The organism is Kitasatospora sp. NPDC059646, from assembly GCF_042734615.1.
In the GTDB taxonomy this organism is placed as follows: domain Bacteria; phylum Actinomycetota; class Actinomycetes; order Streptomycetales; family Streptomycetaceae; genus Kitasatospora.
In genome coordinates this window covers 1-21037 of record NZ_JBHWDS010000071.1, presented here as the reverse complement: position 1 = coordinate 21037, position 21037 = coordinate 1, and the positions used below count along the sequence as shown (strand labels likewise).

Below are 21037 nucleotides of genomic sequence, written 5' to 3'. Positions count from 1 at the left end.
AGTGAGTTACGAAGGTGCTCCGCAGGGGGCGCTCGTCGCTCCCATTTCAGCGCACGCGAAGCAATCTCGTCCGGGGAGATCCATGTCCAGCGACTACGCGAAGCAGCTCGGGGCCAAGCTCCGTGCGATCCGCACTCAGCAGGGTCTCTCCCTGCACGGCGTCGAGGAGAAGTCCCAGGGCCGCTGGAAGGCTGTCGTCGTCGGCTCCTACGAGCGCGGCGACCGCGCCGTCACGGTGCAGCGCCTCGCCGAGCTGGCCGAGTTCTACGGCGTCCCGGTGCAGGAGCTGCTGCCCGGCGGCACCCCGGGCGGCGCGGCCGAGCCGCCGCCGCGCCTGGTGCTCGACCTGGAGCGCCTGACGCAGGTCCCGTCCGAGAAGGCCGGCCCGCTGCAGCGCTACGCCGCGACCATCCAGTCGCAGCGCGGCGACTACAACGGCAAGGTGCTCTCGATCCGCCAGGACGATCTGCGCACCCTCGCCGTGATCTACGACCAGTCCCCTTCGATCCTCACCGAGCAGCTGATCAGCTGGGGCGTGCTGAACCCGGACGCGCGACGTGCCGTCCGCGAGGAGGACGCGAGCTGAGCCGCTCGATCTGAAGAAACGTCACAGCGGGGCGGACGGCCGGTTCTCCGGCGGTCCGCCCCGCTGTCGCACGTCCGCGGGGCGGCCGGTCAGACCACGGTGCCGAGGCTGAAGCCCGGGCCGGCGGCCACGCCGTCCACCGCGAGTTCGGCCGGCGTCCAGTCGAAGCCGGTGCTGCGCCAGGCCCAGGCGACCTGCCGGTACTCGCCGCACAGCGCGCCCGCGCCCTGTGTCCCGTGCAGCACCGCGGCGCCCGGCAGTTCGCCGTACAGGCCGGCGCAGAGCACCGCCGTGACCAGGTCGAGGTCCTCGTCGTTGATCCGGACCGCGCCGTCCTCCCAGTGCAGCACCCGGACGGCGGCCTCCAGCGGGCCGCCGGGGGCGTCTACCGCGACCCGGAACTCGTAGGCCCCGCAGCCGGCGCCGACCAGCACCCGGCGGAACACCTCGGAGGCCTGCTGGTACGTCCAGCGCACCCGCGGGTCGGCGGCGGCCTGCTCGGCGCCGCACAGCGCGCCGTCCGTCACCAGGTCGGCGTGGCGGAGCGTCAGGCCGCCCTCGCGGGCCCGGACCAGGCGCGGGACGAAGTCGGCGAGCTCCTCGCCGCGGTAGCCGACCAGCTGGGTCTGCAGCGGCGGGTTGACCAGGTAGCCGTCCCGGGCGGCCTGCTCGTGCGGGTCGAGGCCGTGCAGCAGGCAGTAGTCCGCGAAGTCGTCGAGGTGGAACATCCGGGCCCGGACGGTGGCGTACGCCTCGAAGGCGTCGGCCAGCAGCTCGGCGGTCTCCCGCAGGTAGGTGTCGTAGTCCGGCGCGTCGGTGAGCTGCCACTCCAGCGCCCGGGCGAAGTCGTTCTCGCTGGTCAGGATCCCGGTCACGAAGGCCTCGTCGCTGCGGCGCGAGGACTCGGCGCTGCAACGGCGCGGCCGGCGGCTGTTCCTGGACATCGGTGGCTCCCGGGGGATCTCGGTCGAGCAACTGCTGACCCACTCCTCCCCTCCCACACCCGTCCCACACACACGGGCTGTCACAACTCTGCAACCGACGGTCAAGTCCGGGGCCCGATCTGCCGATTCGGGCCCCGCCCGCGGGGACGGTCAGCGCGGGGTCTTGGCGAGCTGGCGGGACTGCGCGACCAGCCGGCCGTCGGCGTCCCAGATCTCGCAGTCCTCCTCGAAGTAGCCGCCGGCCACGTTGCGGGTGGCGTGCGAGACGCGCAGCCAGCCGTCGGCGGGCAGGGCGCGCAGGTGGACGGTGAGTTCGATGGTGGGCGCCCAGCCGGGGCGGCCCAGGTCGAAGGTGACCGGGGGCAGCGCGTCGGCGGTCAGCAGCAGCGACAGCGGGTCGGCGGGGCGGCCGTCGGCCAGCTTGAACCAGCCCTGGATGCGGCCCTCCTTGGACGGCCGGCCGAGCGCCCAGCCGACGGTGGCCGGGTCGAGCCGCAGGTCCATCCGCTCCAGCAGGGCGGCCTGGGCGATGAGTTCCTTGGGCGCGTGCTCGATGCCGATGCACTGCTCGGGCGCGGGCAGCACGGGCGGCACGGCGGTGGTGGCGACCTCGTCGTCGAGGGCGGCGAGGTCGGTGAACGCGGCGGTGACCCGCAGCCGCTCCTCGCCGTCCTGGGAGAGGACGGCGCTGCCGGTGGCCAGGGTGCGGCCGCGGCGCATGATCTCGGTGCGGACGGTGGCGGGCCCGGGCCGGGACGGCGAGACGTAGGTGCCGCTGACGGTGAGCGGGTGCGGGTGGCCGGGCCCGGCCTCCAGGGCGAGGGCGTGCGCGGCGAAGGCGAGCAGGAAGCCGCCGTTGACGCCGCCGCCGATCTGCCAGCCGTCGCCGAGTTCGCCGTCGTAGCGGCCGGGCTCCTCGGGGTGCGGGGTGAGCGCGATGCCGCGGTCGAACTCGCTGGTGGTCTCCGGCATGGCTGGGGCCCTTCTGCGCAGACGCCAAAACACATTACTTGCCGGTAGCTTACGCGCGAAGGCCGCCGGACCAACAGGTCCGGCGGCCTTCGACGAGGTGCTGCGGGCTCAGCGACGGATGGTCGGCTTGAGCTCCAGGAAGCGGGCGAGCAGGCCGTTCACGAAGGCCGGCGACTCGTCCGTGGAGTACTCCTTGGCGATCTCGACGGCCTCGTCCAGGACGACCGCGTCGGGGGTGCCGTCCTCCCAGATCAGCTCGTACGTGCCGAGCCTCAGGACGTTGCGGTCGGCGATCGGCATCCGGTCGAGCGTCCATCCCACCGCGTAGGTGGAGATCAGGTCGTCGATGGTGCGCGCGTGCTGCGCGTAGCCCTCGACCAGCTGCATCGTGTACTCCGCGACCTGCGGAATGCCCTCGTCCGGACGGGGGTCGCGCGAGCGCGCGATCCAGTCGGCGAGCACCCGCTCGGGGGCCACGCCGCGGTGGTCCGCCTCGAACAGGATCTGGAAGGCCCGGGTGCGGGCCTTGCTACGAGCAGCGGCCACGATTACTTGACCCGGCCGAGGTAGCTGCCGTCGCGGGTGTCGACCTTGACCTTCTCGCCGGTGGTGACGAACAGCGGCACCTGGATCTCGGCGCCGGTCTCCAGGGTGGCGGGCTTGGTGCCACCGGTGGAGCGGTCGCCCTGCAGGCCCGGCTCGGTCTCGGCGATGACCAGCTCGACCGCGGCGGGGAGCTCGATGTACAGCGGGACGCCCTCGTTCTGGGCGACCAGGGCCTCGAAGCCCTCCAGCAGGTACTTGGCGGCGTCGCCGACGGTGGCCGAGTCGACCGGGACCTGGTCGTAGGTGTCCATGTCCATGAAGATGAACGCGTCGCCGTCGCGGTACGAGTACTGCATGGTCCGCTTGTCGACGTTGGCGGTCTCGACCTTGATGCCCGCGTTGAAGGTCTTCTCGACGACCTTGCCGGTGAGGACCTCCTTGAGCTTGGTGCGCACGAAGGCCGGGCCCTTGCCGGGCTTGACGTGCTGGAACTCGACGACGGACCAGAGCTTGCCGCCGTCCAGCTTGAGGACCATGCCGTTCTTGAGATCGTTCGTGGTAGCCACGGGCGCACTTACTCCTGATATGTCCGCTGTCAAAGAGCACCAAGCAGTGCGCCGCCGCGGCCCGGGGGGCTACAGCGCGAGGAGCTCCTTGGTGGTGATGGTGAGCAGCTCGGGCCCGCCCTCCTCGGGAGGCCGCACCACGAGCGTGTCCTCGATCCGGACTCCGCCCCGGCCCGGGAGATGCACTCCTGGACCGACGGTGACCGGCACGCGATTGTCCAGTTTACCCATGTCGGCGGGCCCCAGGCGCGGTGCCTCCCTGATCTCCAGGCCGATGCCGTGCCCGAGCGGGTGGACGGCGTGCTCGGCGTGGCCCGCGGCCTGCAGGATCGAACGGGCCGCGTCGTCCGGCACGTGCTGCTCCACGCCCGGCCCGAGCGCCTCCCGGCCGGCCCGCTGCGCGCGGAAGACCAGGCGGTGCAGGTCGACCTGCCAGGCGGCCGGGGCGGCCCCGATCACGAAGGTGCGGGCGGTGGAGATGCCGTAGCCGCGGTACTGCGCGCCCAGGGCGACGGTGAGGAAGTCGCCCTCCTCGACCCGGCGGTCGGTGGGCTGGTGGCGCTCCAGGCCGGAGTGGCTGCCCGTGCCGACGGAGACCGGGAAGGCGGCCCGGTCCGCGCCGTGGTCGATCATCCGGCGCTCCAGCTCCATCGCCAGGTGGCGTTCGGTGCGGCCGACCAGGATCGATTCGAGCAGCTCGCCGAGCGCCTGGTCGGCGATCTCGGCGGCGATCCGCAGGTCGGCGAGCTCGTGCTCGTCCTTGACCACCCGCAGCCGCTCCACCGCCCGGTCCAGGTCGAGCAGCCGGGCGGGGGCGACCAGGGCGGCGACCACGCGGTGCCGGTCGACCGTCAGGTCGTGCTCCTCGACGGCGAGGTCCTGCACCCGCAGCCGGGCGGCGGCCTCGGCGGCGGCGGCCGCGGCGTCCGTCTCGGCGGGGGCGGGCAGCCGGGTGACGTCCTCGTCGACCTCCCGCTCGACGGCCTCCTCGGGCGGGACGTCCTCCGGCAGCGCGAGCACCGCGCGCTCGCGGGTGATCAGCAGCGCGGCGCCGCACGGCGGGCAGCCGGTGAGGTAGCGGACGTTGGCGGCGCGCGTGATCAGCGCGGCGTCGGCCCCGGAGGCGCTGCAGTACTCGCGGAGGCGTTCGCGTCGGGCGGCGTGCGCGTCGGACATGCTCCGAGCGTACGAACGGGGCCGGGGGTGCGCGCGCCGGGACGGGCCGTCGGACGGGCGGGAATGCCGCCGGACGGAGCCGCGTTGGGGCTTGATGAAAACGGCAATCGTTGCCGGGATCGGGAGGTTGAGATGGCGCGCAGCGAGCTGCGACCGGTGATCACGCTCCGGTCGACGGCGGGCACGGGCTTCGGCTACGTCACCCGCAAGAACCGGCGGAACGACCCGGACCGGATGGTGCTGCGGAAGTTCGACCCGGTGGCGGGACGGCACGTGGAGTTCCGCGAGACCCGCTGACGTTCGAGGAGTTCGAGGACGCGAAGGAGGAGCAGATGAAGCAGGGAGTGCACCCCGAGTACCGTCCGGTGGTGTTCCGGGACAGGGCGGGCGGCCTGTCGTTCCTGACCAGGTCCACGGCCACCAGCGGCCGGACGGTCGAGTGGACGGACGGGCGGACGTACCCGGTGGTGGACGTCGAGACGTCCTCGGCGAGCCACCCGTTCTACACCGGCAAGGCCCGCCTGCTGGACACGGCGGGCCGGGTGGAGCTGTACCGGCGCCGGTACGGCCTCTGATCGGGCACGGCGCGGAGGGCCCCGGGTGATCCCGGGGCCCTCCGCTCATCGACCGGCCGGCGGGGGGACGGAGACGACCAGGGTGAGGCGGCAGTCGGCGGCGCCCTCGTTGCGGTAGCTGTGGGCGGTGCCGGCCTCGTAGGAGGCGGTGGAGCCGGCCGGGATGCGGTGGGCGCGGCCGTCCAGCACCAGGGTGAGTTCGCCCTCGTCGATCCGGGCGATCTCGACGGTGCCGGCCGGGTGCGGGTCGGAGGCGTGGGTCTCGCCGGGGCGCAGGTGCCAGGTCCACAGCTCCAGCGGGCCGGGGGCCTCGATGCCGTTCAGCAGGACGCCGCTGCCGCCGCCCGGGCCGCTCCACAGCCGGACGGCCTCCTCGGCGGGGACGATCCGCACCTGGGAGGTCTCGTCGTAGTCGAGCAGCCGGGCGATCGAGACGCCGAGCGCGTCGGCCAGCCGGACCACGGTGCCGACGCTGGGGTTGGTGCGGGCCTGCTCGATCTGGACCACCATGCCGCGGCTGACGCCCGAGCGGGCCGCGAGGGCGTCCAGGGTGTGGCCGCGTTCGGTGCGCAGCCGCTTGAGGTTGCGGGCGAGGGCCTGGGTGACGAGGTCGGGTTCCGGCACGCTTGAGTCCAATATTCTGGTTGGGGCAGTTCAGTGGATTGCACTATGCTGCGGCAGCACGAGAGATCCACCGACTGTACTGCGGAGTACACCATGCTGCCCCCGTCCGTACCCCCCGGCACCGCCTCGTGAGCGCCGGCCTCGCGCTGCTGGCCAGCCTGCTCTGGGGCGTCGCCGACTACGGCGGCGGCGCGATCACGCGCCGGCTGCCCGCGCTCGGCGTGGTGGTGCTCTCCCAGACCGCGGCCGCCGCGGTCCTCGCGGTGGCCGTCACCGCCACCGGCGGCTGGGCGGACGCCGGGCCCGCGCTCTGGTACGCCGTCGCGGCCGGGGTGATCGGGCCGTTCGCACTGCTCGCCTTCTACCGGGCGCTGGCGCTCGGGCCGATGGGCGTGGTCTCGCCGCTGGCCACCGTCGGCGTGCTGGTGCCGATCGGTGTCGGACTGTTCCTCGGCGAGCGGCCCGCAGCCGTCCAGGGCCTGGGCATCGTGGTGGCGGTCGCCGGCGTCGCGCTGGCGGGCGGCCCGCAGCGCGGCGGGCCGGCGGTGAGCCGCCGGGTGCTGGTGCTCACGCTGTCCGCCGCGTTCGCGTTCGGCGCGGTGCTCGCGCTGATCGCGCACGCCAGCGCCGGCGGCGGCCTGCTGCTGACGCTGTGCGTGCAGCGGCTGACCAACGCCGCCGTCGGCATCGGCATGCTGGCCGCCGCGGCCCGCCGGGAGCCGCTCGGGCTGCGCGGCGCGGCCCGCTCGCTGCCCGCGCTGACCGCGGTCGGCGTCGCCGACGTGGCCGCCAACGGCCTGTACGCCGCCGCCACCCACCTGGGCTCGGTGGCGGTGGCGGCCGTCCTCGCGTCGCTCTACCCGGTGGTCACGGCGCTGATGGCGCGCGGCCTGCTCAAGGAGCGGCTGCTGCGGATCCAGGTGGTCGGCGCCGGCCTGGCGGTGGCCGGAACGCTGATCCTGGCGGCCGGTTGACGCGGCGTCGGGCCGCGCCGGTACCGGCCGCCGTTCCGGCTCAGGCCCCGGCGAACGCCTTGGAGCGGCGGGCGATCCGCCAGTAGGCGATCGCCGCCGCCCAGACCACCACGAACAGGCCGACGATCACGAAGCCCACGTTGTCCAGGCCGAGCCCGGCGATCCAGCCGGAGACCGGGTCGTCCAGGCCGAGCTTGTCGTGCAGGACGGCGACCAGCTCGATGGTGCCGATCACGAACGCCACCGCGATCGACAGCCCCGTGATCGTCAGGTTGTAGTACACCTTGCGGACCGGGTTGGAGAACGCCCACTGGTAGGCGAAGTTCATGAACGTGCCGTCCAGGGTGTCGAACAGGCTCATCCCCGCGGCGAACAGCAGCGGCAGGCAGACGATCGCGTACCAGGGCAGGCCCGACGCCGCGCCCGAGCCCGCCATCACCATCAGGGTGACCTCGGTGGCCGTGTCGAAGCCCAGGCCCAGCACCATGCCCACCGGGAACATCTGGCCCGGCCGGGTGATCGAACGGGTCGCCCGGCTCAGGATCCGGGCCAGGAAGCCCCGGGAGTCCAGGTGCTTCTCCAGCTCGGCCTCGTCGTACTCCCCGGCCCGCATCGCCCGGAACACCCGCAGGATGCCCAGCAGCGCCACCAGGTTGAGCGCCGCGATCAGGTACAGGAACGCACCGGACGCGGTGGTGCCGATGGTGCCCAGCACCTGATGGGTCGTCGAGTCCTCGTCCATCAGGGTGCCCGCCAGTGCGGCGCCGCCGGCCACCAGCCCGGCCATCACCACCACCATCGAGGAGTGCCCGAGGGCGAACCAGAAGCCCACCGAGACCGGACGGCGGCCGTCCGCCATCAGCTTGCGGGTGGTGTTGTCGATCACCGCGATGTGGTCGGCGTCGAAGGCATGGCGCATGCCCAGGGTGTAGGCGGTGACGCCCAGCCCCACACCGAACACCTGGGTGCCGACCTGGTACTTCTCCGGCACCACCAGGAACAGCAGGGTTCCGAACGCGGCCACGTGCAGGGCCAGGATCACCGCCATCAGGCCGGCGGTGCGCACGGTGTCCTCGCGTCGCCAGCGGAAGGACGGCAGGGGGGAGCCCGGAACGTTTCCGGGCACGGTCGAATCGGACGCGGTCATCCGCGCATCACGCTCCAGCACCTCGTGGATCACTTCGTGAGATGCCGTGGCCGGTCTCCTGGCTGACGGGGTGTTCGGCGTCGGCGCCCGGCCTTCCCGGCCGCGGGGCCAGTGGCACGAGGTGGGAGCCGACGACTCCCCGATCACAGTGGCGAGGGCCGCTCCGGACTCCTGTGACGAGCACAGTGCACCGGCTTCCCGAACACCACGGCCCGACCACCGTAGAACCGGCGGCCGGACAGCGGCAAGGGCGGGCGCACGCGCCGCCGGGTGTCGAAGATCACTCGGGCCTCGCCGCAGGCCCGGATTGCCGCCCCGATTCGGCTGTCATCAGGGCTACTTGACGCTGCGTCAGGCCATCCAGAAGAAGACGCAGGTCATCCGCTTCTCCTCCAGCGTCGCGCCGTAGTACTCGGTGGCGGTGTGCATCAGGTTCGCGGTGTACAGCAGCAGCCGGTTGTACCGGTGCGGCACGGCCAGGTCCTCGGTGAACGAGTCCGGCGGGACGAAGCGGGTACCGAGCGCGTCGACCAGGTTGTTGTGCGGGGCGACCACCGTGTTCCCGCCGAGCCGGCCGCCCGGCAGGCTCTGCCGGTAGAAGCTGGTCCCGCACCGCTTGGGGACGTTCGGGTTCAGGTACAGCACGGCGGCGTACCGGCACAGCGACCGCGAATCGGTGTGCGGGCGCGGCTCGCACTCCCCCGCCCCCACCACCTGCACGCAGTTGTGGTTGAACGTGCCGCCCTCGGCCTCGCCCAGCGCCCAGATCCGCGGCACCTGCACGGTCTCCCGCACCAGCTTCTCGACGTGCGCCAACTCGTCCGGCTCCAGGCCGGGCATCGCCCGCAGCCCGGGCCACGACTCCGGCTTGTGCGGGTAGCCCTCGTCCCAGTCGGTCCGGGCCAGGTGCCGGGCGCGCACCGCGTCCGGGTCCGGAAGCACGTCGTCCAGCACCCAGTAGTCGCGCCCCTTGGTGGGCTTGCGGTACGGCAGGACCGGCAGGGCGGGGGCCGGGCGGTAGCCCCGGAACGGTTGTGCGGACATGGACCCGACAATAGGAGCGCGTTCCGGGACCCTCGACCAAGACCCGGTCAACCTTGCGTCAAGGCTTCCCGTGGTGACGGAGCGTCAGGACTGCTGGCAGCGCGGACACCAGAACAGGTTCCGGGCCGCCAACTCCTCCGTGCGCACCGGGGTTTCGCACACCAGGCAGGGCTGGTCCTGCCGCCGGTACACGTACACCTCGCCACCGTGGTCGTCCACCCGCGGCGGCCGCCCCATCGCCTCCGGCGTGTGCTCCGGCCGGACCGTGTCGATCCGCCCCGCCGCGACGCCGTCGTGCATCAGCGCCACCAGATCCGCCCAGATCGCGTCCCACTCCGCCCGGCTCACGTCCCGGCCGGCCCGGTGCGGACTGATCCCCAGCCGGAACAGCACCTCCGCGCGGTACACGTTGCCGACACCCGCCAGGACCTTCTGATCCATCAGCAGCGCGGCCACCGACGTCCCGCTCCGCGAGATCCGCTGCCACGCGGCGTCCCCGGCCTCGCCCGGCCGCAACGGGTCCGGCCCCAGCCGGCGGTGCAGCGCCGCCTTCTCCCCCGGCGTCAGCACCTCGCACGCCGTCGGACCCCGCAGATCGGCGTAGCCCTCGTCGTTCGCCATCCGCAACCGGACCTGACCGACCGGCTCCGGGGCCTCCCCCACCCCGAACTCGTACTTGCCGTACAACCCCAGGTGCACGTGCAGCCAGTCGTCCCCGAACCCCAGGAACAGGTGCTTCCCGTGCGCCTCCGCGACCTCCAGCACCCGCCCGTCCAGCAGCGCGGCCCCCTCCGCGAAGCGCCCCTGCGGCGACGAGACCCGCACGGGCCGCCCCCCGAACCGCTCCCCGTTCAGCCCCGCCAACCGATGCACCACATGCCCCTCGGGCACCCGCGTCAACTCCTCGTCCGATCCGACCCGACACACCCCATTCTCCCAGCCCGCACCGACACGTCTCCGGCACCGGCCGACCAGCGGAAGACCCCGTCGAACGGAACCCGGACACACCCGAGCCCCACCCGTCGAAAGCCCCGCGCAGCCGAGGGCGGCGCAGCGAGAAACAGGCGCAGCCAAGCCCCGCGCAGCGGAGAAGCCCGCGCAGCCAAGCCCCGCGCAGCGGAGGGCGGCGCGCAGCGAGAAGCAGGCGCAGCCACACCTACTCACCCAGAGCCCGCGCAGCGGAACACCCCCACCGGGGAAGACCGGCGCAACCGAGCCCCGCGCAGCGGAGGGCGGCGCGCAGCGAGAAACAGGCGCAGCCACACCTACTCGCCCAGAGCCCGCGCAGCGCGAAGGCCCGCCTGGGGGATATCGGTGCGGCGAAGCCCCGCGCAGCGGAGAAGCGTGCGCAGCCGAGCGCGGTGCAGCGGGGGGACGGTGGGGGTCAGCGCTGGTGGAGGCGGGTGAGGACGGCCTGGTCGAGGGCGGCGGCGGTTTCGGGGACGGTGAGGTTGGAGTTGTCGATGATGGGGAGGCCGGAGGTGCGCCAGCCGGCCATGCGGCCGTGGATGCGGGCGACTTCGTCGTCGGAGAGGCGGCGGTTGCCGGAGCGTTCGGCGTTGCGGGTGAGGACGCGGTCGAGGCCGGGGAGCAGGACGACCGGGATCATGCCGGGCCCGATGTGGCGTTTCCAGCCGCCGAGGCCGATCGCGGGGCGGTCGGGGAAGACGGCGTCGTCGATGATGCAGGAGATGCCGTTGGCGAGGTAGTTGCGGCAGGCGAAGCCGCAGGTGCGGCGGGCCAGGCGGTACTGGGCCTCGGAGGCGGTGTTCCAGCCGGACTGCGGGTTGGCGAAGCCGGACTGGACCCATTCGCGGACGTCGTCGAGGCTGATGTGGGCGGTGGGGGTGGGGCGGCGTTCCGCCCAGTGCCGGGCGACGGTGGTCTTGCCGGCGCCGGCGGGGCCGATCAGCAGGACGGCGATCGGGCCGGTGGGCAGCGGGGCGGGCAGCGAGGGCATCCGGGGCGGCGGGGCGGGGAGTTGGACGGTGCCGCCGGTGGGGAGCAGGAAGTGGCCGGTGCCGCCGGGGGCGACCGGGGCGACGGCCGTCAGCGGGACGGTCGGCCGGTCGGGGCGGGGCGCGGTCGGCCCCGGGGCGGGGGCGGCCTGGGTGGTGGTGGGCAGCGGCGGTACGGGGTACGGCGGTTGAGGGGCCGTCAAGTACGGGGACGCCCCCGGACGGGGTGGCACCTGGCCCCCCGGCTGGTGGTTCTGCGCGTACTGGCTCACCGTCACCTCCCTGCGCCGAATGTACACGTCGGCCCGGTGGCGGGCACAAGTCCGCCACCGGGCCGCTCCGCGGTCAGCGGCTGGTCAGCTGTTCGGCCAGCGCCCGGAGGGCGAGTTCGTACGAGCCGAGGCCGAAGCCCGCGATGGTGCCGGAGGCGACCGCGGCGATCACCGAGGTGTGCCGGAAGGTCTCGCGGGTGTACGGGTTGGAGATGTGCACCTCGACGAGCGGGGCGGTGCGCTGCGCGGCGGCGTCCCGCATCGCGTACGAGTAGTGGGTGAACGCGCCGGGGTTGATCACCACGGGGGTCTTGGCGTCCGCCGCCTCGTGCAGCCAACCGACCATCTCCGCCTCGGAGTTGGTCTCCCGGACGTCGACTGCGAGGCCGAGCTCCGCGCCGAGGGCGGTGCACCGCTCGACCAGGCCCGCGTACGAGGTGGAGCCGTACACGTCGGGCTCGCGGGAGCCGAGTCGGCCCAGGTTGGGGCCGTTCAGCACCAGCACCGGAACGGGGGCGGTCATCCGGAGACCTCCGCGTACGCGGCGACCAGCAGGGACGGGTCGGGGCCTTCGAGGACGGAGGTCTTGGCGAGGCCGTCGAGGACGATGAAGCGCAGCAGGTCGCCGCGGGACTTCTTGTCGATCTTCATGGCGTCCAGCAGCTTCGGCCAGGCGTCCGCGCGGTAGGTGAGCGGCAGGCCGACGGAGGCCAGCACGGTGCGGTGCCGGTCGGCGGTGGCGTCGTCCAACCGGCCGGCCAGGCGGCCGAGTTCGGCGGCGAAGACCATGCCGATGGAGATCGCCGCGCCGTGCCGCCACTTGTAGCGCTCGTTGCGCTCGATGGCGTGGCCCAGGGTGTGGCCGTAGTTGAGGATCTCCCGGCGGCCGGACTCCTTGAGGTCGCCGGAGACCACGTCGGCCTTGACCTGGATGGCCCGCCGGATCAGCTCCGACGTGTGCGGGCCGGCCGGGGTGGTGGCGGCCTCGGGGTCCTGCTCGATCAGGTCGAGGATCACCGGGTCGGCGATGAAGCCGGCCTTGATCACCTCGGCCAGGCCGGAGACGTAGTCGTGCTTGCCGAGGGTCTCCAGGGTGCCGAGGTCGGCCAGCACGCCCGCGGGCGGGTGGAAGGCGCCGACCATGTTCTTGCCCTCGGCGATGTTGATGCCGGTCTTGCCGCCGACCGCGGCGTCCACCATGCCGAGCAGCGTGGTGGGCACCGAGATCCAGCGCACCCCGCGCAGCCAGGTGGCGGCGACGAAGCCGGCCAGGTCGGTGGTCGAGCCGCCGCCGAGGCCGACGATCACGTCGCTGCGGGTGAAGCCGGTCTGGCCGAGCACCGACCAGCAGTACGCGGCGACCTCGGCGCTCTTGGCGTCCTCGGCGTTCGGGACCTGCAGGACGATCGCCTCGTAGCCCTGCTCCGCCAGGTCCTCTCGGATCGCCTCGCCGGTGGCCTCCAGCGCCTCCGGGTGGATGACGGCGACGCGCTTGGCCTTCGGGCCGATCAGCGGGGCGAGTTCGCCGAGCAGCTGGTGCCCGATCAGCACCTCGTACGGGTCGTGGCCGTCGCTGCCCGCGACCTGAATCCGGACGATCTGGTCAGTCATGAGGGTTCTTCAGCTCCAGTGCTTCGAGTACGGCGTCGGCGACCTGCTCGGGCGTGCGGTCCTGGGTGTCGACCACGGCGGTGGCGACCTCCAGGTACAGCGGACGGCGGGCCTCCATCAGCTCGCGCCAGCGGGCCCGGGGGTTGACCGCGAGCAGCGGGCGGGGGGCGTCCAGGCCGACCCGCTTGACCGCGTCGGCGAGGGCGACCTCCAGGAACACCACGGGCAGCGGGGCGAGCAGTTCCCGCGTGGCGTCGGCCGTCACGGCGCCGCCGCCGAGCGCGAGCACGCCGGAGAACTCCGTCGCGGCGGCCGCCACGGCCGCGCGCTCCAACTGCCGGAAGTGCGGCTCGCCCTCGTCCACGAAGATCTCCGGGATGGGCTTGCCGGCGGTCCGCTCGATGTCCTCGTCGGTGTCGCGGAACGGCAGGCCGAGCCGTTCGGCGAGGACCCGCCCGACCGTGGACTTGCCACTGCCGGGCGGGCCGACCAGGACGACGACCGGAGTCATCGGACGATCAGGTTGTCGAGGTACGACTGCACGTTGCGGCGGGTCTCGGAGACGTTGTCGCCGCCGAACTTCTCCGCCACCGCGTCGGCCAGCACCAGCGCCACCATCGCCTCGGCGACGATGCCGGCCGCCGGGACGGCGCACACGTCGGACCGCTGGTGGTGCGCCTTCGCGGGCTCGCCGGTGCGCACGTCCAGGGTCTGCAGGGCGCGCGGGACGGTCGCGATCGGCTTCATCGCGGCGCGGACGCGCAGCAGCTCGCCGGTGGACAGGCCGCCCTCGGTGCCGCCGGAGCGGCCGGAGGCGCGCTTGACGCCCTCCGCGGTCGGCAGGATCTCGTCGTGCGCCTGCGAACCGGGGATCCGGGCCAGCTCGAAGCCGTCGCCGACCTCGACGCCCTTGATCGCCTGGATGCCCATCAGCGCGGCGGCCAGCCGGGCGTCCAGCCGGCGGTCCCAGTGCACGTGCGAGCCGAGGCCCACCGGCACGCCGTACGCCAGCACCTCGACCACGCCGCCGAGGGTGTCGCCGTCCTTGTGGGCCTGGTCGATCTCGGCGACCATCGCCTTCGACGCGTCGGCGTCCAGGCAGCGCACCGGGTCCTCGTCGAGCCGGGCCTCGTCGGCGGGCAGCGGCAGCACCCCGGCCGGGGCCTTGGCCGCGGCCAGCTCCACCACGTGGCTGACGATCTCGATGCCGCAGGTCTCCTTCAGGTAGGAGCGGGCGACGGCGCCGAGCGCCACCCGGGCCGCGGTCTCCCGGGCGCTGGCGCGCTCCAGGATCGGCCGGGCCTCGTCGATCGAGTACTTCTGCATGCCCGCCAGGTCGGCGTGCCCGGGGCGGGGACGGGTCAGCGGCTCGTTGCGGGCCAGGCCGGCGAGCACCTCGGGGTCGACCGGGTCGGCCGACATGACCTGCTCCCACTTCGGCCACTCGGTGTTGCCGACCATGATCGCCACCGGCGAGCCCATGGTCTCCCCGTGCCGGACACCGCCGAGGAAGGTCACCTCGTCCTGCTCGAACTTCATCCGCGCGCCGCGACCATAGCCGAGCCGCCGGCGGGCCAGCGCGTCGGCCACCATGGCGGTGGTGACCGGCACCCCGGCCGGCAGGCCCTCCAGCGTCGCGACCAGAGCGGGGCCGTGCGACTCCCCCGCCGTCAGCCAGCGCAAGCTACCCACCGAAAGCTCCTTCGTCAGCGGCCCGCACGCCGTGAACGGCGGCCGGCCCGGCGTCTCGTCCTGCCCCGGACGCGGACCGCGACGGGGCAGCACCGATCCTTTCACGTCCGGAGGGCCGCCGGGGGCCCGGTCCGCGTGGCGGACAGCGAACGTCCGCCGACGCGCACCGCAACGGCCGGCGAAACCCCAGCTCAGGACGCCAGAGCCGCCTCGCCCGCGGCCCGCATCTCGGCCAGCGGACCGGACTCGACCCCGGTGAACTGCTCGAACTGGAGCACCGCCTGATGCACCAGCAGGTCCAGCCCGCCCAGCACCGTGCCGCCGCGCTCCAGGCAGGCCGCCGCCAGCGCCGTCGGCCACGGGTGGTACAGCACGTCGAACAGCACCCCGGGCGTGCCGGTCAGCTGCGCCGCGAAGCCGTCGGTGGCGCCGACCGGCGTGGTGGAGACCGTCAGCGGCCCGGCCAGCGCCCGCGCGGAGTCCGCCCAGTCGGCGGTGCGCACCGCCACCCCGAGCCGCTCCCCCAGCGCCCGCATCTCGGCGGCCCGCTCGGCGCTGCGCACGTACACCGTCACCTCGCCGTCGCAGATCCGGCCGAGCGCCGCCAGCGCGGACGAGGCGGTCGCCCCCGCACCCAGCACCGCCGCCGACCCGACCCGCTCGACGCCGCGCTCGCGCAGCGCGTTCACCAGGCCCGGGACGTCGGTGTTGTCGCCGTGCCGCCGCCCGTCCGGGCCGAACACCACCGTGTTGACGGCGTCCACCGACCGCGCGGTGTCGCTGACGGTGTCCAGCAGCGGCAGGATCGCCCGCTTCAGCGGCATGGTCAGCGACAGGCCCGCCCACGCGGCGTCCAGGCCGGTGACGAACGCCGCCAGCCCGGCCTCGTCGACCTCGAACCGGTCGTAGCTCCAGCCGTCCAGGCCGAGCGCGGCGTAGCCGGCCCGGTGCAGGACGGGCGAGAGCGAGTGGGCGATCGGCGAGCCGAGCACGGCGGCCCGGTGCGGAGCGGTCACGGAACGGCCTTTCGAGGAGTGGGAGGTCGGTACAGGTGGACGTCGATCGGGTCCTCGGACTCGAACCCGAAGCCGTGCCGTTCGTACAGCCGCCGCGCCGGGCTGCCCTGCAGCACGGTCAGCCGGACGGCCAGGCCCTCGGCGTCGGCGGCGTCCAGGGCGGTGCGCAGCAGGGCCGTGCCGTGGCCGCGGCCGTGCAGCGCCGGGGCGAGGTAGAAGTGCTCCAGCACCAGCGCGCCGGGCTCCCGGTCGTCCGGACGGACCGCCAGGCAGCCCGCCGGCGGCGGGAACCCGGGCACCTCCAGCACCGAGGTGTGCGCGGGCCGGAACGCGTCCCGCATCCGCTGCCGGACCCGGTGCTCGTCGTACCGGCCCAGCCGTTCCAGGTCGGGCCGCATCGCCGCCGCCCGCAGCTCGGCCAGCGGCTCCAGGTCGGCGGCGGTGGCGGGGCGCAGCGTCCGGGCCGGGGCCGTCGTCACGCGGCGCCCCGGCGGGTGCGGGCCGTCCAGCGGCCCTCGCTGTGGCCGATCCGGATCGGGTGCCGGAAGCAGTCGGAGACCAGCTCGGTGGTCAGCACCTCGGCGGCCGGCCCGGCGGCCGTGACCAGGCCGTCGCGCAGCAGCAGCGCGTGGCTGGTGGTCTCCGGCAGCTCCTCCAGGTGGTGCGTGACCAGCACGGACGCCACCTCGGGGAAGCGCCGGCGCAGCCCGTCCAGGCTCTCCAGCAGCTGCTCGCGGGCCGTCAGGTCCAGGCCCGTCGCGGGCTCGTCCAGCAGCAGCAGCCGCGGCTCGGGCATCAGCGCCCGGGCGATCAGCACCCGGCCGCGCTCGCCCTGCGAGAGCGTCGTCCACGCGCTGTCCGCGCGGTGCGCGACGCCCAGCGTGTGGATCAGCTCCTCGGCGTGGTCCACCTGCTCCGCCGTCGGCTTGCGGAACGGATCCGGCTCGATCGACTGCGTCGTCCCCGTCAGCACGACCTGACGGACCGTCAGCGGCGAACGCAGCGGATGCCGCGGGTTGACGTGCCCCAGGTGCGCGCGCAACTCCCGCACGTCGACCTTGCCGAGCTGCCTGCCCAGCACCTTCACCGTGCCCGCCGTCGGATGCTCCACCGCACCCAGCAACGACAGCAGCGTGCTCTTGCCCGCCCCGTTCGCCCCGAGCACCGCCCAGTGCTCCCCGGCCCGAACGGTCAACGACACGCCCGCCAGCAGATACCGCCCGCCACGCACCACATCCACCCGCGCGGCCTCCAGCAGGGCCGGCTCCGGGGTCAGCAACGTCTCCATCCGGCTCACGCTACCCGCTCCCCCCGCCCGCCCCGCAAAGCCGTATCGACCACTGGACCCCCGCCTGTTTCGGTCAGGGTCGTTCAAATTCCGGCCATCAAAGTCAAAAGGCTTCACCTCGACGAATGGCCACCGGCACACAATCTCCCCACACGCACGTTCGTTCGTCCACCGATTGAGGAGTCGTCGATGTCCCGAGTCTTCCGTGTGCTCGCCGCCGCCGCACTGGCCCTGTCCGGTCTGTGGATCGGCGCCGCCCAGGCGAGCGCCGCCTCCCTGCCAACCTGCACCAAGCAGGACTTCTTCTTCTACAAGCCGGTGGCGGACAACGGCTCCGACAGCTGCATCATGGGCTACGGCAACCAGGGCGACGGCGTGGTGGCGCTCCAGCGCGCCCTCGCGCAGTGCAACAACATCTTCATCGGGGTCGACGGGATCTACGGCAACGAGACCAAGTCCGCCGTCATGCAGATCCAGCGCGCCGCAGGCATCACCCAGGACGGCGTCTACGGGCCCAACACCCGCAACCACATGGGCTTCCTCTACATCGGCGGCTCGACCCCGTACTGCATCTACTGACCGGGCCGGAAAACCCCGGACGGGCCGCGGCTGCGCAAGCCGTGGCCCGTCCGCGCGGCTCGGGCGGCTACTTGCAGACGCCGCGTGCCTTGTCGAAGCCCTGGCCCTTGGCGGTGCAGGCCTCCTCGACGTTCTTCAGGTGCTCGTCGTAGGTGACCGCGAAGCGGGTCTCGTTGGGGTTCATCGCGTACCAGTACACCCAGGCACCGGGAGTCGGGTTGAGCACCGCCTGGATCGCCGCGTCGCTGGGGTTGCCGATCGGGGTCGGCGGCAGGCCCTTGACGACGTAGGTGTTGTACGGGCTCTTGTTGGTCTCCAGTTCGGCGTTGGTGAAGCTGACCCGCCCCAGCGCGTACTGGAGCGTCGTGTCGAGCTGCAGCTTGCCCTGCGTGGCGTTGGTCGTCAGGCGGTTGCTCAGGGCTCGGGCCATCTTGCCGAAGTCGTGGTCGTTGTTGCCCTCGGCCTGCAGGATCGACGCCTCGGTGATCACCTCGTAGGCGTTCTTCAGGCCGACCTTCTGCGCGGCCTCGTCCAGCTTGAGGTCGTTGTAGTGCTGGACGGCGTTGGTCACCATCTGCTTGAGCAGTTCCTCGGGCTTCATGCCGTCGGTGATGGAGTACCGGGTCGGGTACAGGAAGCCTTCGAGGTTGTTGTTGGCGTAGGCGGGCAGGCCGAGGTTCCCGGCCTGGGCCTGGGCGACCTTCGCCGTGGCGCCCTTGTCGAGCTTCAGCTTCTCGTCGATCTTGGTGTAGATGTCGACGGCCTTCATGCCCTCGGGCAGGATCAGCACGTTGCCGCCGTTGGACTCCACCAGCTCCTGGACGGCCGCGGCGGCGGACATCTCGTGCTTCATGGTGTAGATGCCGGGCTGGATGCCGCGCGCCTTCGGGTTCTTCTCGTACGCGGCGGAGAAGGCCTTGATGCTCTTGACGACGCCGGCTTCCTTCAGCGTCTTGCCGATGTCGCCACCGCCCGCGCCGGAGGCGACGGTGATGTTGACGGAGCCGGTGCCGTCGCCCTTGAAGTCCGGCGGCGGGCCGAACCGCTCCTGGTACATGCCGTAGCCCCACCACCCGGCGCCGCCGGTCGCGCCGAGCAGCACCAGGGCGACCACCAGGCACGCGCCGCTGTTGCGGCGGCCGGACTTCTTGCCCTTCTCCTTGCGCTTGCGCTCGGCCTCGCGGGAGTTGTCCTGCTCGGAGAGGAAGGAGCTGCGCTCCTCCTCGTACTCGTCCTCGGCCCACTGCTCGGCGGCGTCCGCGTGCTCGTCGTACTCGTCGGGCTCGGCGGCCGGCGCGGCCTTGGGGTTGTCGAGGGCAGCGGCCTCCGCCTCCCAGTCGATGCCGTCCGGACCCGGGCCGCCTGCGGGCTCGGCGCGGCGGGCCTGCGGCGCGGGGCGCTGTCCACCGGGCTGCGGCACGCCGGGCTGTCCCGGCTGCGGCACGCCTTGAGGCACTCCCTGCTGCGGCATGCCCTGCTGCATGCCTTGGTGCGACATGCCTTGCTGCATGCCCGGCTGCATGCCCGGCTGCATCGCCTGCTGCGCCGCCGGGAACCCGTGCGGCGGCGTGCCCTGCTGCTGGACGAACTGCTGCTGGCCGCCCTGGGTGCCCATGCCCTGCTGCTGCGGGTAGCCCTGGGCGCCCATCGGCGTCTGCTGCTGCGGCAACTGGCCGGTGGGGTAGCCCTGTTGCTGGCCGTAGCCGGGCTGCTGGGGAACGAACTGCTGCCGGCCGCCCTGCGTCATGCCCGGCTGGGGCATGCCCTGCTGCGGGTATCCGTGCTGCTGGCCGTAGCCCTGCTGCTGCGGGTAGCCCTGGGCGTCGATCGGCTGCTGCTGCGGCAACTGGCCGGTCGGGAAGCCCTGCTGGGGCATGCCCTGCGGCGGGACCTGGCCGGGCTGCTGGGGCTGCTGGTACCCCTGGGGGTACTGCTGCTGGCCGTACTGGGGCTGTTCACCGGGGAACCATGCCTGGTCGCCCTGGGCGCCGTAGCGCCCGCTCTGATCAGTCATCGATCCCCTTACCGCGTCCAGGGTGTCCGTCGAACCGGCGTGCTAGTGCCGTCCGTTCTGGGAGACGTTACCGTACCGCAGCGTAGCCAACGGGCGTCACTCCCTGTTGTTCACGGGGTGGAAAGTGCGGACCCGGCGGCGCTCGGGGACGGGTTCTGTGCACGGTGTGCGTTGAACTCGTCGACGTTCTTCCGCTGTTGCTCGGCGCTGTCGGTGAAGCGGGTGTCGCCGGGCTGGACGGTCACGAAGTACAGCCAGTCACCGTCGGCGGGGTGGATCGCGGCGCGCAGCGCGTCCCGGCCGGGGTTGTCGATGGGGGTGGGCGGCAGGCCGGGGTGGGCGTAGGTGTTGAACGGGGAGTCGAGCCTGGTGTCGTCGACGGTGGTGGTGAGGGTGGAGCGGCCGAGCGCGTAGTTGATGGTGGAGTCGAGTTGCAGCGGCATGTTCCTGGCGAGCCGGTTGTAGACGACCCGGGCGACCTTGGCCATGTCCTCGGGGTTGTCGGCCTCGGCCTGGGCGAGGCTGGCGACGGCGAGCAGGCCGTACGGGGTGACGTTGTTGGCGGCGGCGGCCTCGGCGAGGGTGGCGCCGTCGAGGTGGGTGGCGGCCTCCTTCACCATCTCCTGGAGCAGGGCGAGGGGCGTGCTGTCGCCGGTGACGGGGTAGGTCGCGGGGAACAGGTAGCCCTCGGGGTGGCCGGCGGCGTCGGCGGGCAGGCCGAGGTCGGCGAGGTGCTGTTCGGCGGTGGCCTTGGTGGTGCCGGCGGGCAGGCCGAGCCGGGCGTCGACGGCGGCGTAGATCTGGGTGGAGCGCCAACCCTCGGGAATGGTCAGGGCGTTGGCGTTGGACGGGTCGAGCAGCACGTTGAGGGCGGCGACGGCCGGCATCCGCTCCTTGAGCGTGTAGGTGCCGGGGTGGATCCGGTCGCCGGCCGGGCTCTTGGCGGCGGCCTCGGTGAACGCCCGCACGGAGGCGACGACGTGCTTGGCCGTCAGGGTCTTGCCGATCTGGGTGATGCTGGCGCCCTGGGCGACCGAGACCTGGACCCGGCCGGTGCCGCTGCCGGTGAAGTCGGGGGCGGGCTTCTTGCCCTCCGGCCAGAGCAGGAACACGGCGAGCGCGGCGGCCATGGCCACGCCGACCAGTCCGGCCACGCTGAGGCAGCAGGCTGCGCCGGTGCGGAGCCGGTCGGGGTCGGGCGGTTCGACGCCGTACGGCAGGCCGGGCGGGGCGGCCTCGGGCTCGACGACGGGGGCGCCGAGGTGGCCGGGGGTCAGTCCGGGTGCGGTGTACGGGTCGGTCAAGGCGGGGCCTTCCGGCGGCGGGCATGCGATCGGGGGGGGGCGGGGGGGGGGCGGGCCCCCCGGGCCCCCCCCCCGGCGGAGATTAAAAAAAAAACAACCCCCCAACACAAAACCACCCGCGAATAGGGAGGGGAGGGGGTATAGTTGGG

At 73.1% G+C, this 21037-nt stretch carries 24 protein-coding genes and 1 riboswitch; of the genes, 5 read left to right on the top strand and 19 right to left on the bottom strand.

Features of this window, described 5'->3' with window-relative positions; genetic code table 11:
- The first annotated feature begins 82 nt into the window (after positions 1-82).
- Complete coding sequence (locus ACFV1L_RS33230) at positions 83-586, top strand: transcriptional regulator (RefSeq protein WP_030459171.1); 504 nt, start codon at positions 83-85, stop codon at positions 584-586.
- A gap of 89 nt (positions 587-675) precedes the next feature.
- Here the strand turns inward: ACFV1L_RS33230 and ACFV1L_RS33225 are convergent, their stop codons facing one another.
- The 5 genes from ACFV1L_RS33225 to ACFV1L_RS33205 all read right to left on the bottom strand — a co-directional run bounded on the left by ACFV1L_RS33225 (position 676) and on the right by ACFV1L_RS33205 (position 4790).
- Complete coding sequence (locus ACFV1L_RS33225; protein WP_380373211.1) at positions 676-1530, bottom strand: hypothetical protein; 855 nt, start codon at positions 1528-1530, stop codon at positions 676-678.
- Between the two features lie 150 nt (positions 1531-1680).
- The gene (locus ACFV1L_RS33220; protein WP_380373209.1) at positions 1681-2502 is read right to left on the bottom strand and encodes an acyl-CoA thioesterase; all 822 of its coding nucleotides are present in this window, start codon (positions 2500-2502) and stop codon (positions 1681-1683) included.
- A gap of 108 nt (positions 2503-2610) precedes the next feature.
- A complete protein-coding gene (gene nusB / locus ACFV1L_RS33215; protein ID WP_035859962.1) occupies positions 2611-3048 on the bottom strand; it encodes a transcription antitermination factor NusB in 438 nt (145 codons plus the stop codon).
- Between the two features lie 2 nt (positions 3049-3050).
- Positions 3051-3614: an elongation factor P gene (gene efp / locus ACFV1L_RS33210; RefSeq protein ID WP_380373207.1), complete on the bottom strand. Its 564-nt coding sequence runs from the start codon at positions 3612-3614 to the stop codon at positions 3051-3053.
- 69 nt (positions 3615-3683) lie between these two features.
- Entirely contained in the window at positions 3684-4790 is a 1107-nt protein-coding gene (locus ACFV1L_RS33205) for a M24 family metallopeptidase (protein WP_380373204.1), read from the bottom strand.
- Between the two features lie 132 nt (positions 4791-4922).
- On the opposite strand from ACFV1L_RS33205, the gene rpmG reads away from it, so the two are divergent.
- On the top strand, positions 4923-5087 hold the full coding sequence (gene rpmG / locus ACFV1L_RS33200) for a 50S ribosomal protein L33 (RefSeq protein WP_035859972.1): 165 nt from the start codon (positions 4923-4925) through the stop codon (positions 5085-5087).
- A gap of 35 nt (positions 5088-5122) precedes the next feature.
- On the top strand, positions 5123-5365 hold the full coding sequence (locus ACFV1L_RS33195) for a type B 50S ribosomal protein L31 (protein WP_380373202.1): 243 nt from the start codon (positions 5123-5125) through the stop codon (positions 5363-5365).
- Between the two features lie 45 nt (positions 5366-5410).
- Here ACFV1L_RS33195 and ACFV1L_RS33190 read toward each other — a convergent pair whose 3' ends face one another.
- Positions 5411-5989, bottom strand: coding sequence for an XRE family transcriptional regulator (locus ACFV1L_RS33190; protein ID WP_380373200.1), 579 nt, complete (start codon positions 5987-5989; stop codon positions 5411-5413).
- 128 nt (positions 5990-6117) lie between these two features.
- Here ACFV1L_RS33190 and ACFV1L_RS33185 point away from each other — a divergent pair, with 128 nt between their 5' ends.
- Entirely contained in the window at positions 6118-6963 is an 846-nt protein-coding gene (locus ACFV1L_RS33185) for an EamA family transporter (RefSeq protein WP_380373198.1), read from the top strand.
- 40 nt (positions 6964-7003) lie between these two features.
- Here ACFV1L_RS33185 and ACFV1L_RS33180 read toward each other — a convergent pair whose 3' ends face one another.
- From ACFV1L_RS33180 to ACFV1L_RS33130, 11 genes are all read right to left on the bottom strand, one after another.
- Complete coding sequence (locus ACFV1L_RS33180) at positions 7004-8143, bottom strand: HoxN/HupN/NixA family nickel/cobalt transporter (protein ID WP_380373196.1); 1140 nt, start codon at positions 8141-8143, stop codon at positions 7004-7006.
- Positions 8141-8335, bottom strand: a riboswitch (cobalamin riboswitch). (Overlaps the previous gene by 3 nt.)
- 126 nt (positions 8336-8461) lie before the next feature.
- Complete coding sequence (locus ACFV1L_RS33175) at positions 8462-9154, bottom strand: DUF6445 family protein (RefSeq protein WP_380373193.1); 693 nt, start codon at positions 9152-9154, stop codon at positions 8462-8464.
- An 84-nt stretch (positions 9155-9238) separates the two neighbouring features.
- A complete protein-coding gene (locus ACFV1L_RS33170) occupies positions 9239-10045 on the bottom strand; it encodes an Fpg/Nei family DNA glycosylase (protein ID WP_380373190.1) in 807 nt (268 codons plus the stop codon).
- A 493-nt stretch (positions 10046-10538) separates the two neighbouring features.
- Positions 10539-11384, bottom strand: a complete 846-nt coding sequence (locus ACFV1L_RS33165) for an AAA family ATPase (protein ID WP_380373188.1) — start codon at positions 11382-11384, stop codon at positions 10539-10541.
- A 73-nt stretch (positions 11385-11457) separates the two neighbouring features.
- Positions 11458-11907 (bottom strand): type II 3-dehydroquinate dehydratase, encoded by a 450-nt coding sequence (aroQ, locus tag ACFV1L_RS33160; RefSeq protein ID WP_380373186.1) that lies wholly within the window; start codon positions 11905-11907, stop codon positions 11458-11460.
- Positions 11904-12995 carry a 3-dehydroquinate synthase gene (aroB, locus tag ACFV1L_RS33155; protein WP_380373183.1) on the bottom strand — a complete coding sequence of 364 codons (1092 nt, stop codon included), beginning with the start codon at positions 12993-12995 and terminating at the stop codon, positions 11904-11906. Before aroB ends, aroQ begins: the two co-directional genes overlap by 4 nt.
- Complete coding sequence (locus ACFV1L_RS33150; RefSeq protein WP_380373180.1) at positions 12988-13506, bottom strand: shikimate kinase; 519 nt, start codon at positions 13504-13506, stop codon at positions 12988-12990. The genes aroB and ACFV1L_RS33150 overlap by 8 nt, the downstream gene beginning before the upstream one ends.
- Positions 13503-14687: a chorismate synthase gene (aroC, locus tag ACFV1L_RS33145; RefSeq protein WP_380373177.1), complete on the bottom strand. Its 1185-nt coding sequence runs from the start codon at positions 14685-14687 to the stop codon at positions 13503-13505. Before aroC ends, ACFV1L_RS33150 begins: the two co-directional genes overlap by 4 nt.
- Before the next feature lie 191 nt (positions 14688-14878).
- Positions 14879-15703: a shikimate dehydrogenase gene (locus ACFV1L_RS33140; RefSeq protein WP_380373175.1), complete on the bottom strand. Its 825-nt coding sequence runs from the start codon at positions 15701-15703 to the stop codon at positions 14879-14881.
- Entirely contained in the window at positions 15700-16101 is a 402-nt protein-coding gene (locus ACFV1L_RS33135; RefSeq protein WP_380373244.1) for a GNAT family N-acetyltransferase, read from the bottom strand. Before ACFV1L_RS33135 ends, ACFV1L_RS33140 begins: the two co-directional genes overlap by 4 nt.
- A 77-nt stretch (positions 16102-16178) precedes the next feature.
- Positions 16179-16991 (bottom strand): ABC transporter ATP-binding protein, encoded by an 813-nt coding sequence (locus tag ACFV1L_RS33130; protein ID WP_380373173.1) that lies wholly within the window; start codon positions 16989-16991, stop codon positions 16179-16181.
- 189 nt (positions 16992-17180) lie between these two features.
- Between ACFV1L_RS33130 and ACFV1L_RS33125 the strand changes: the two genes are divergently transcribed.
- On the top strand, positions 17181-17570 hold the full coding sequence (locus ACFV1L_RS33125; protein WP_380373171.1) for a peptidoglycan-binding protein: 390 nt from the start codon (positions 17181-17183) through the stop codon (positions 17568-17570).
- Between the two features lie 67 nt (positions 17571-17637).
- On the opposite strand, the gene mltG (ACFV1L_RS33120) is transcribed toward ACFV1L_RS33125, so the two are convergent.
- Together mltG (ACFV1L_RS33120) and mltG (ACFV1L_RS33115) are read right to left on the bottom strand one after the other, a co-directional pair.
- Entirely contained in the window at positions 17638-19584 is a 1947-nt protein-coding gene (mltG, locus tag ACFV1L_RS33120; RefSeq protein WP_380373169.1) for an endolytic transglycosylase MltG, read from the bottom strand.
- Between the two features lie 110 nt (positions 19585-19694).
- A complete protein-coding gene (gene mltG, locus ACFV1L_RS33115) occupies positions 19695-20888 on the bottom strand; it encodes an endolytic transglycosylase MltG (RefSeq protein WP_380373166.1) in 1194 nt (397 codons plus the stop codon).
- Positions 20889-21037: the final 149 nt, after the last annotated feature.